The organism is Rhodococcus sp. MurmanLake-1 (assembly GCF_056945715.1).
The window spans coordinates 335,689-346,320 of sequence record NZ_JBWZNF010000008.1; the positions used below are offsets into that span (position 1 = coordinate 335,689).

Below are 10,632 nucleotides of genomic sequence, written 5' to 3' on the forward strand. Positions count from 1 at the left end.
ACTGGAGTTCAACCCCAGAACATGGCATCCGACCTGCTCGGATCCGGTTTTGAAGGATTCCGTTCACGGCCGTCATCGGCCCTGAAGTTCGCTCGCAAGTAACTACAACCGAGGAGTAATCCCTTGCCACACCGTCGACCGAAGCCCTCGCTCGTACTCGGGGCTGTAGCCGCAGTGGCTGTCGCAAGTCCTTTTGCGGTCTACGGCTTCACGAGCACTACGTCCGATGTACGTTCCGCGAACGAAACGACGTCAGTAGCAGTGCCGACCCAGATCGCAGAGGTGCTCCTCGCGTCGGTGCCCGACATCATCATTCCGGTCAAGGAGCTGACCGGTCTCGATCTCCCCGACATCAACCTGGGCGATCTCAGAAACCTCAAGCTCCCGACCGAAATCCCGCTACCTCCAGGGATCACGTTGCCGACCGAACTCTTCCCGGCACCCGCTGCTCCCGGGGCCCCGACCGAAACCGCTCCGGTTCCCTCCGAGGAAGAGCCAGGTGCCGTGGTCAAGGAAGTCACCCGCGACACTCCGTTCAGCATGGTCGCGTTGACCTCGGACACGCTCGCCTCGGCGCAGTCCAAGGTCCGCGCCCTGGCCGAGGACGGCACCTGGGGTCCGTGGTTCACCCCTGACGCCATCGACTCCGCCAGTTCGGATCAGGCCACCAACGCCGGTACCGCCACCGAACCTGTCTTCGTCGGCGCCACCAAGTCCATCCAGATCCTCACCCCGCAGGGTGTCGCTGCCCCCGCGGCCGAAGCTGTGCCGGCTCCGGAAGCCGCACCCGCACCTGTCGAAGCACCTGCTGAAGCGCCTGTGCCTGCCGAAGCGCCGGCCGAAGCACCTGTGCCTGCGGAAGCACCCGCAGCCACCGGCGAACTCGGGTACACCCCGGCTTCGGTGTCCAAGCCGCTTCGCCAGGCGACGACGGCAGCAGATGCCGTTACCGCAGTGTTGATCGATCCGGGTACCAGCGACGCGGACAGCAATCTGCAGGCAGTCGCGGCACCGCTCGGCGGCAGTGGACCCTCCGTCATCACCCGCGCACAGTGGGGAGCAGACGAGTCACTTCGCTGCGACTCCCCCACGTACGACGACTTCACCGGTGGAGCAACCGTTCACCACACCGCGGGCAGCAACAACTACACCAAGGAAGAATCGGCCGGCATCGTCCGCTCGATCTACGCCTACCACGCACGCACTCTCGGCTGGTGCGACGTCGGATACAACGTCCTCGTCGACAAGTACGGTCAGACCTTCGAAGGCCGCGCAGGCGGACTCGACAAGGCAGTTCAGGGCGCGCACGCCGGCGGCTTCAACGAGAACACCACCGGTATCGCGATGATGGGTGACTACTCCACCGTCGAGCCTTCGCAGGCGACGCTCAACGCCGTCGGCAAGTTCCTCGGTTGGAAGCTCGGCCTGGCCGGCCTCGACCCGAAGGGCCGAACGACGATGTACTCCGAGGGCACGGAGTTCACTCCGTACCCGCAGGGCGCAGCAGTGGATCTGCCGATCATCTTCGCCCACCGCGACGTCGGAAACACGGCTTGCCCTGGTGATGCCGCATACGCACACATGAACGACATCCGGAACATCGCGGCCGCGAATATCGGGGGATCGTTGAACCCGTCGAACCCCTCCAATCCGTCGACGCCTGCGCCCAAGCCGACCACTCCGGTCGACACGGTCACCGGTGGCACCGGATCGTCGATCCCGGATCTGGTCACCCAGATTCTGAAGATCACCGACAATTCACCGCTCGCGCAGAAGTGGATCGCCGAAGGTGGTGACCTCGGACGCCTCGGCCAGGCGCTGTCCGGAATCCTGCAGGCGAAACTCGGCAACCAGGGTGCGTTGTTCCAGAACGGCGCTGTTTACACCTCACCTAACGGCGGAGTGTTCACCGTGCTCGGCGAGATTTTCAAGTCGTGGCAGAGCTTCGGTTCCGACACGGGTGAACTCGGATTGCCGATCTCGGACGAATACTCGATCCCGGACGGCCTGCGCAGCGACTTCGAGAACGGTTCGCTGATCTTCAACCAGATCACCGGCATGGTCACGAAGGTCCTCAAGACCTACAACGAGACCTTTGCCCAGGAAATGGCCAACAGCGCGCCTGTCGGCTGACACTCGCGCAGTACACGTCCTCGGGCGCTGGTGGGTTCTACGACCACCAGCGCTCGAGGACTTTTGCGACCCCGTGCGCCGAATTGGTGTCGGTGACCTCGTCGGCTGCGGCTTTGGCTTCGGGGTGAGCGTTGCCCATGGCAACGCCGAGTCGAGCCATCCCCAGCATCGGGATGTCGTTGGGCATGTCCCCGAAGGCAACCAGACCCGACAGGTCGAAGCCGAACCTTTCGGCCGCGGCAACCAGGCCGGACGCCTTCGTGATTCCCGGCGCCGAGAGTTCGATCAGTCCGTTCTCGGTGGAGTACGTCATGTCGGCGAGCGCACCGACGTGCGGGGCGAGCGTGTCGTACATCGCCGTGCTGGTCATGCCTGGACGGCGAATCAGGAGTTTGACGGCCGGCGCCGCAAGCACTTCGTCCTCGGACATCTCGGTGTTGTCCGGGTTGAGCCAGGCGTGTTCGTAATCTGGTGAGCTGACGAACTGTGGGGTGGCGGCGTCGTGTGCGCTCTCCCCCACCCGTTCCGCGGCCAAACCTGCGCCCGGGAGTGCAACCAGAGCCAACTCGGAGAGTTCGGTGAGTGCGTCGACCGACAAGGTCGCGGCGCTGAGGACGCGGTCGGCGTAACTGTCGTAGACAACAGCACCGTTTGCGCAGACCGCGAGTGGCGCGTATCCCAAACCTTCGACAACGGGCGAAATCCAACGCGGAGGACGCCCGGTTGCCAGCAGGAACGGCGTGCCGGATTCGACGACGGCATGCACGGCGGCGCGGGTGCGGGCACTGACCAACTCGTCGTGATCGATGAGGGTGCCGTCGACATCGGTCGCAACCAAGGTTGGGCGGTCAGGGCTGATACGACGGTCTGGGCTCACACCGCCATTGTGCCTGCCCGGTACGACGGTCTCGCTCAGCGCGCCCGCTTCGCGCGTTCCTGTGCGTCCATGGCCGCGGCTTCCGCCGGCGTCGGCGCGCCACCGCCGAGTCGGCGAGGCACCCAGTACGCCCCGGGCTCGTGCACGAACCCGTCCTGAACGTGGCGCAGGATCGCATCCATCTCGATGCGCAGGATCTCGCTCAGCGCTTCGGCGGGCTCGACCGGATCGATCGGTGCACCCACCTCCACCGAGATCGGGAAATGATTGCGGCCCAGATTTTTCGGTCCGCCCTTGGTGACGATCCGCTGGGCGCCCCAGACGATCAGCGGAATTATCGGCACGCCGGCGTCGATGGCCATCCGAGCTGCTCCGGATTTCATTTCCTTGATCTCGAAGCTCCGGCTGATCGTCGCTTCCGGGTAGACGCCCACCAATTCGCCACGCTTGAGGGCGTCGACTCCGGCTCGATACGCCTGCGCTCCGGCGGAGCGGTCCACTTCGATGACGCCGCATCCACGCATGAGGAAGCCGAGGACCTTGTTGTCCGCCAGCTCAGCCTTGGCCATCACTCTGAGCTTGCGTTTCGCGGTGCCGACCGCCAGGGCCGCCGGTATGAAATCGAGGTAACTCGTGTGGTTGATCGCGATGACGGCACCGCCGGACACCGGGACGTGTTCCGTCCCGGTGCGGGTGACTTTCACGCCCTGGAAACCGCTCAGACCACGCGCGACTACCTCGACGGCGGTGTAAACGGGTTCGAAGGACATGGGTCAGCCTTCGGACTTCCGCGCCTCACGTGCTTTGGCTTTCGCCTCGGCCTCGTCGGCATCCATCTTGTCGGCCTGCTCGAGCGTCGGCGCGCTGCCACCGAGGCGGGCCGGTACCCAGTACTCGCCGGCGGGATGGTCGTAGTCCTTCTGCAGATCGAGTAGCAACTCCTGCATCGTCGACCGTAGCTTCGCCGTCAGCTCACTCGCCGGTTCGAAAGGTGCAATCGGCTCGCCGACGGCAATGGAGATGGGAGTGTTGGTGCGGCCCAAACGCTTCGGATAACCCTTCGTCCACACGCGCTGAGCGCCCCAGATGACGACGGGAACGATCGGGACGCCCGCCTCGATCGCCATCCGGGCGGCGCCGGACTTGAATTCCTTGATCTCGAAGCTCCGACTGATCGTCGCTTCGGGGTACACGCCCACCAATTCGCCGCGCTTCAGGAAATCTACGGCCGCCTTGTAGGAGTCGGCGCCCGCGCCGCGGTCGACCGGGATGTGCTTGAGGGCCCGCATGATCGGTCCGGAGATCTTGTTGTCGAAGACCTCCTTCTTCGCCATGAACCGGATGTAGCGCTTGGGGGTCCGCGCCGGCAGTCCCGCATACGTGAAGTCCATGTATCCGGTGTGGTTGATCGCGATCACGGCGCCACCGGACGCCGGGATGTTCTGCTCTCCCTTGACGGAGAACTTCAGGCCCTCGAAAGCGAAGACGGTACGGGCGATGCCGATGACTGTTCTGTAAACGGGATCCACAGTTCGCTAGCGTAGACGGGAATCCGTGATCTGACCCGCAGCAGTTATGGGGTGGATGTTGGTCAGAATGTCGCAAAAGGGGCGTAAGAACGAATGAAGTCGGCAGGACGAGCGGCAGTGGGGGCAGTCGCACTCGCCATGACGTTGGCGATAACCGCATGTGAGGACGACGGACGGACAGGAATCCTGACGGACGAACCGTCTCCGCCTACGACGGAAACCACGACGACAACCCCTCTCGCGCCCACGACCACCACTGCGCCCGCCACGCCGGTCGCGCCACCTCCGGTTGGTGACGTGCCCGGTAATCCGGCTGCTGCGCCGGCCTTGGCGGCCTGGGCAACGGACCTGGTGTCTTTGGACGTCGACGCGCTCACGAACGCATGCTGGACGATGCCGCCCACAACAATTGCCGACCGATACTCGGATGTGCCCGCCATCTTGACGGCCATCGCCGCACCAGGCGTCGACGGCCAGTACGCGGTCACCTGGAGTGGAGGCGGACTCTCCGTCGCCGCCAAGCGCTCGGAGATCGCTTCCGGCTATGCGTGCCCGTTCGTCTTCCCTGCGGGGCAATCAAACTTCTACACCGCGGCCGACGCTTCCCACGCCGTCGTCCGGTTTCTCTCACGCGCCACGGGACGGCCGGTCAATACCCGCGACGTCGAGACGTTCTATCCACTGATCTGCCCCGGCAACAGCCCGTGGGATCCCGACGGCACCGGCGCCACCGGCCAGCCGCCACTCAAGCTCGATCCGAATCAGCTGGCCGGTATCAAGTCTTTCGACGCCGACGCTGCAACAGTCACTCCGGTTCGCGGCGACTACGTCCGTGTCACCCTGCCCGTCAGCGACGGAACCGGTAACTCACGCCCGATGCAGTTCACCCTGTCGATCGGCCCCGAGGGATACTGCCTCGGGGCCGCGACCTGAACTGTTCCGGTCAGGAACCGAAGGGAAGGAAATCGCTCGAGCCAGCGCTGCCTGAACCGAGGCTGCCCGTGCCACCGCCGGTTGCAGCCTTGATCTGAATTGCGTGGGCCGCCGAGGTGGAGCCTGTGAATCCGGCTGCGCCGCTGTAGATTGCCGAAATCGAATGCGCGCCGGTTGTGGTGAAGGTGTGGTTCAGCGCCGCGATCCCGTTGACCACTGGCACAGCGTCACCGATCGGGGTGTCCCCATCCATGAACTGCACCGTTCCACCGTTCTGCACCGAACTGACAGTCGCCGACAGGGTCACCGACTTGTTCACCACACCATCGGCAGGCACCGTCACCACAGTCTCCGTGGTGACATCCGAAGGCGCAGGGTCCGTCACATTCACCGTCCGCGCCTGGGCCGAGGACCCGACTACACCGGCTCCTCCCGAGTAAACCGCCGTGATGCTGTGCGCACCCGCAGAGGTAAACGTATGCGACAGACCAGCAGCGCCGGCCGTAACCGGTTCAGGACCGCCGATCGCGACGCCACCGTCGTAGAACTGCACGGTTCCGACGCCGACAGCGTCATCCGACGACGTTCGGACTGTTGCCCACAAGTCGGTCGCCACACCAGTTTTGGCATCGGTGGGGATATTCAGTTCGACGACGGATTCCTGGTCGGCAACACTCACCTGAACTGACTTCGCACTCGCAACCGAGTTCTTGAATCCGGAACCAGCGGTGAAGTCAGCGGTAATGCTCTGAGCGCCAGCAACATCGAACGCGTACGACAGCGTCGCAACACCCGCGGAGACTGTCACCGGTGAACCAATGGCCGTGCCGTTCGACTTGAACTGCACAGTGCCCACCGCATTGTTCGGAGCAACCGTCGCAGTCAGATCAACCGCCGCACCCGTAGTTGCCGTAGCGGGAACAGAGAGTGACGTCGTGGTCTCGACATCGACCGGAGCCGGATCCGAAACGGTCACCGTCTGAGCAGATGCCGACGAACTCACAAAGCCAGCACCGGCAGTGAAGTCCGCCGTAACACTCTGAGCACCAGCAGCATCGAACGAATGCGACAGCGTCGCAACACCCGCGGAGACTGCCACCGGAGTGCCGATCGCCGCGCCATTCGACTTGAACTGCACCGTACCGACAGCATTGTTCGGAGCCACCGTCGCGGTCAGATCAACAGCCGCACCCGTGATCGCCGTCGCCGGAACCGAGAGCGACGTCGTCGTCTCGACATCCACCGGAGCCGGATCGGACACCGTCACCGCCTGAGCCGACGCCGACGAACTCACAAACCCTGCACCAGCGGTGAAGTCCGCCGTAATGCTCTGAGCACCAGCAACATCAAACGCATGCGACAGAATCGCAACACCCGCGGAGACTGCCACCGGAGTGCCGATCGCCGTGTCGTTCGACTTGAACTGCACCGTACCGACAGCGTTGTTCGGAGCAACCGTCGCAGTCAGATCAACCGCCGCACCCGTAATTGCCGTCGCCGGTACCGAGAGCGAGGTCGTGGTCTCGACATCGACCGAAGCCGGATCGGAGACCGTCACCGTCTGAGCCGACGCCGACGAACTCACAAACCCTGCACCAGCGGTGAAGTCAGCGGTAATGCTCTGAGCGCCAGCGGCATCGAAGGAATGCGAGAGCGTCGCGGTTCCACCGGAAACTGTCACCGGTGAACCAATGGCCGTGCCGTTCGACTTGAACTGCACAGTGCCCACCGCATTGTTCGGAGCCACCGTCGCGGTCAGATCAACAGCCGTACCCGTAGTTGCCGTCGCCGGAACCGACAGCGACGTCGTCGTCTCGACATCCACCGGAGCCGGATCCGAGACCGTCACTGCCTGAGCCGACGCCGACGAACCCACAAACCCCGCACCAGCGATGAAGTCAGCCGTAACACTCTGAGCACCAGCAACATCGAACGCATGCGACAGAATCGCAACACCCGCGGAGACTGCCACCGGAGTGCCGATCGCCGTGCCGTTCGACTTGAACTGCACCGTACCGACAGCGTTGGAAGGAGCAACCGTCGCCGTCAGATCAACCGCAGTACCCGTGATCGCAGCAGCCGGAACTTGAAGCGTTGTAGTCGTACTCAGCGCGGAGCTCGAGATCTCGATGGTCTGAGCTTGCGCGGTCGAACCACCAAAACCTGCAGTGCCTGAGTAGACGGCAGTGATCGAGTGCGATCCCGTCGTAGTGAACGTGTGATCCAGGGTCGCTCCGCCGGCAGTCACCGCGATCGGTCCGCCGATGTCTGTGCCACCATCCTTGAACTGGACCGTTCCGCCGTCAGCTGCCGGAGAGATGTTTGCGGTCAGCGCGACCGAGGTCTGCTCGACGGCGCTGCTCGGAACTGTCAGCGCCGTGGTCGTCTGTACATCGGCAGCAGCCACGCTCACTGTGCGCGCAGGTGACGTTGAGGTCAAGAACTCGAGAACTCCGTCGTACACAGCGGTGATGGAGTGATCTCCCGCCGCGGTGAATGTATGCGGCAGTGTGGCAACGCCATTGACGACGGCCGCCGGGGCGCCGATGTCAGTCCCGCCATCCTTGAACTGAACGGTGCCGCCTGTCGGCACCGGGGAGACCTGCGCAATCAAATCCGTCGATTGACCGATCGTGGCCGACGCGCCGGACGTCACTGCGGTCGTGGTCGCCACCTGCGAGACGACGTTGACGGTGGCCAATGCCTGACCACCCGCATTCAATCCCGCGCTGCGTGAGTCATGCGGAGAGCAGTTGTACCTCTCCCAGTATGCGACGGTGAAGACGTCCTTCTCGCGCTGCAAGAAGGTGAAGGCATTTTTCGGAGAATCAAAGGATCCCGAATTGCCATCCGTCACCCTTAACTTCGGCTGCACAGTGCTACCCGCACCACCCGCAATCACCGTCACATCGATCGCCGGCAACCGGAAAGTCTTTCCAGCCTCCGCGCCGATTCCGCCATCATCGTTCTTACTTGTACTCGGACCGTTTCCACCACCGCCATTGGAGTCAGCAGTCTGATTGTTACCCGAAATACGCAAGTGAGTGCCCGCAGCATCCGGCGAACCACCGTCGTTGATTCGAATTACCGAGGGCGCCGCACCCGACAAATTCGACGACGTACCCGCCACTACCTGAGCATCGACCAACGACACCCCCGCAGGAATGTCGAAGTCGTACTTCATCCGTGTCCACCTGATCGCCGAACGCCCCGCATGACCACTCGTGGGAACAGTCATCGCACCTGGCTGGACTCGGTAGGTGAACGTCGACCCCGCCGCGACCTTCTCCGGAGCCGAGATGGTCACGCCCGTGGAGTGGAATTCGTCGGAGATGCTGCCCAAGCCAGGGTGCTCGTAACCATCGCAACCCAGTTTGAACCCGATCGTGTCCTCCACCGCGGGAGATGACGTCGGAGCAGCCGAAGCAACACCACCTGCCACCAGCACGCCACCGACCAACGCCGCCACCACAACCGCGGAACTTCTTCTCACCAACACGAACTCTCCTCAGCTAGCAACAGACGTGGATCGGGAACCGCACGGAAGGAGGTCACTCGAACAGAGCGGAAATCAGAATGGAGCTGGACGCTCGTACAGTACCCGTCGAAAGTAGTACTTGTATCAGTTATTTCAGACAAATATTCACGAATTGCCGATAGTTCTGCTAACGACCAATCATCGATTCGCGAAGAGCGATGCCCCTTGCACCCGTCGGGCGCAAGGGGCATCACATCATCGGAGAATCAGGACCCGAACGGCAGCGACAACGATCCGAGCGAACCGAAGTCACCGCCCCCGTTACCGACGTTCACAACCGATGCAGTCGACGTGGAACCCGTGACGCCCTGGGCTCCGCTGTAGACCGCGGTGATCGAATGGTTGCCGGTCGTGGTGAAGGTGTGGCTCAACACAGCCTGCCCACCGACAACATCGACGGCCGTTCCGATCGGAGTCGTTCCATCGAAGAACTGGACGGTTCCCGACGTCGCGCCGGAAGAACTGACCACAGCCTTCAGCTGCACCGACGTGCCGACCTTTGCCGAAGACGGAGCCGTCAACGACGTAGAGCTTTCGACATCCGACGGGGTCGGAACCGTGACATTGACGTCGACGGATTCCGCGGTGGACGACGTGAACACGCCGGAGCCACTGAATACAGCCGAGACTACAAAGGTGCCTTCTGCTCCGAACACGTGCGGCAGCTTGGCAACTCCGTCAACAACCGCGACCGGGGCACCCTGATCGACTCCACCGATCTTGAACTGAACCGTTCCGCCGGACGGCACCAGGGCGTCCGAGGGATCTTCGGACACTGTCGCGAAGAGATCAACAGGCAGTCCGACCTTGGCTTCACCCTGAACGCTCAGAACCGTCTTCGTCGCCTTGTCGACCGGAGCCGGATCGGAGACCGTCACCGTCTGAGCGGACGCCGACGAGCTGACAAACCCTGCACCGGCGGTGAAGTCAGCGGTAACACTTTGTGCACCAGCAGCATCGAAGGAATGCGACAGAGTCGCAACACCCGACGTGACCGTCACCGGTGAACCAATGGCCGTGCCGTTCGACTTGAACTGCACCGTACCGACAGCGTTGTTCGGAGCCACCGTCGCGGTCAGATCAACAGCGCTGCCCGTGATCGCCGTCGCGGGAACCGAGAGCGACGTCGTGGTCTCCACATCGACCGGAGCCGGATCCGAAACGGTCACCGTCTGAGCGGACGCCGACGAACTCACAAAGCCAGCACCGGCGGTGTAGTCAGCGGTAACACTTTGTGCACCAGCAGCATCGAAGGAATGCGACAGCGTCGCAACACCCGCGGAGACTGTCACCGGAGTGCCGATGGCAGTGCCGTTCGACTTGAACTGCACCGTACCGACAGCGTTGTTCGGAGCCACCGTCGCCGTCAGATCAACAGCGCTGCCCGTGATCGCCGTCGCCGGAACCGAGAGCGACGTCGTGGTCTCCACATCGACCGGAGCCGGATCCGACACCGTCACCGTCTGAGCCGACGCCGACGAACTCACAAAGCCAGCACCGGCGGTGAAGTCAGCCGTAACGCTCTGAGCGCCAGCGGCATCGAACGAATGCGACAGCGTCGCAACACCCGCGGAGACTGTCACCGGAGTGCCGATGGCAGTGCCGTTCGACTTGAACTGCAC

General features: G+C 63.2%; 7 protein-coding genes. 2 read left to right on the top strand and 5 right to left on the bottom strand.

The annotated features are described in order from the left end of the window. Nucleotides 1-123 precede the first annotated feature (123 nt). Complete coding sequence (locus AC2ETI_RS23125; protein ID WP_445387513.1) at nucleotides 124-2,133, top strand: N-acetylmuramoyl-L-alanine amidase; 2,010 nt, start codon at nucleotides 124-126, stop codon at nucleotides 2,131-2,133. A gap of 37 nt (nucleotides 2,134-2,170) precedes the next feature. Here the strand turns inward: AC2ETI_RS23125 and AC2ETI_RS23130 are convergent, their stop codons facing one another. From AC2ETI_RS23130 to AC2ETI_RS23140, 3 genes are read right to left on the bottom strand one after another with little or no spacing between them, the layout of a single operon-like run. After that, a complete protein-coding gene (locus AC2ETI_RS23130) occupies nucleotides 2,171-2,992 on the bottom strand; it encodes a Cof-type HAD-IIB family hydrolase (protein ID WP_037131235.1) in 822 nt (273 codons plus the stop codon). A gap of 53 nt (nucleotides 2,993-3,045) precedes the next feature. After that, nucleotides 3,046-3,780 carry a lysophospholipid acyltransferase family protein gene (locus AC2ETI_RS23135; RefSeq protein WP_020905758.1) on the bottom strand — a complete coding sequence of 245 codons (735 nt, stop codon included), beginning with the start codon at nucleotides 3,778-3,780 and terminating at the stop codon, nucleotides 3,046-3,048. A 3-nt stretch (nucleotides 3,781-3,783) separates the two neighbouring features. Continuing rightward, nucleotides 3,784-4,539, bottom strand: coding sequence for a lysophospholipid acyltransferase family protein (locus AC2ETI_RS23140; protein WP_020905757.1), 756 nt, complete (start codon nucleotides 4,537-4,539; stop codon nucleotides 3,784-3,786). 93 nt (nucleotides 4,540-4,632) lie between these two features. Here AC2ETI_RS23140 and AC2ETI_RS23145 point away from each other — a divergent pair, with 93 nt between their 5' ends. Continuing rightward, a complete protein-coding gene (locus tag AC2ETI_RS23145; protein WP_041814481.1) occupies nucleotides 4,633-5,472 on the top strand; it encodes a hypothetical protein in 840 nt (279 codons plus the stop codon). Nucleotides 5,473-5,482: 10 nt separating this feature from the next. Here AC2ETI_RS23145 and AC2ETI_RS23150 read toward each other — a convergent pair whose 3' ends face one another. Further along, nucleotides 5,483-8,965 carry a beta strand repeat-containing protein gene (locus AC2ETI_RS23150; RefSeq protein ID WP_483634431.1) on the bottom strand — a complete coding sequence of 1,161 codons (3,483 nt, stop codon included), beginning with the start codon at nucleotides 8,963-8,965 and terminating at the stop codon, nucleotides 5,483-5,485. A 251-nt stretch (nucleotides 8,966-9,216) separates the two neighbouring features. After that, nucleotides 9,217-10,632: Ig-like domain-containing protein (locus tag AC2ETI_RS23155; protein WP_483634432.1), on the bottom strand; the 1,416-nt coding region annotated here is incomplete at its 5' end.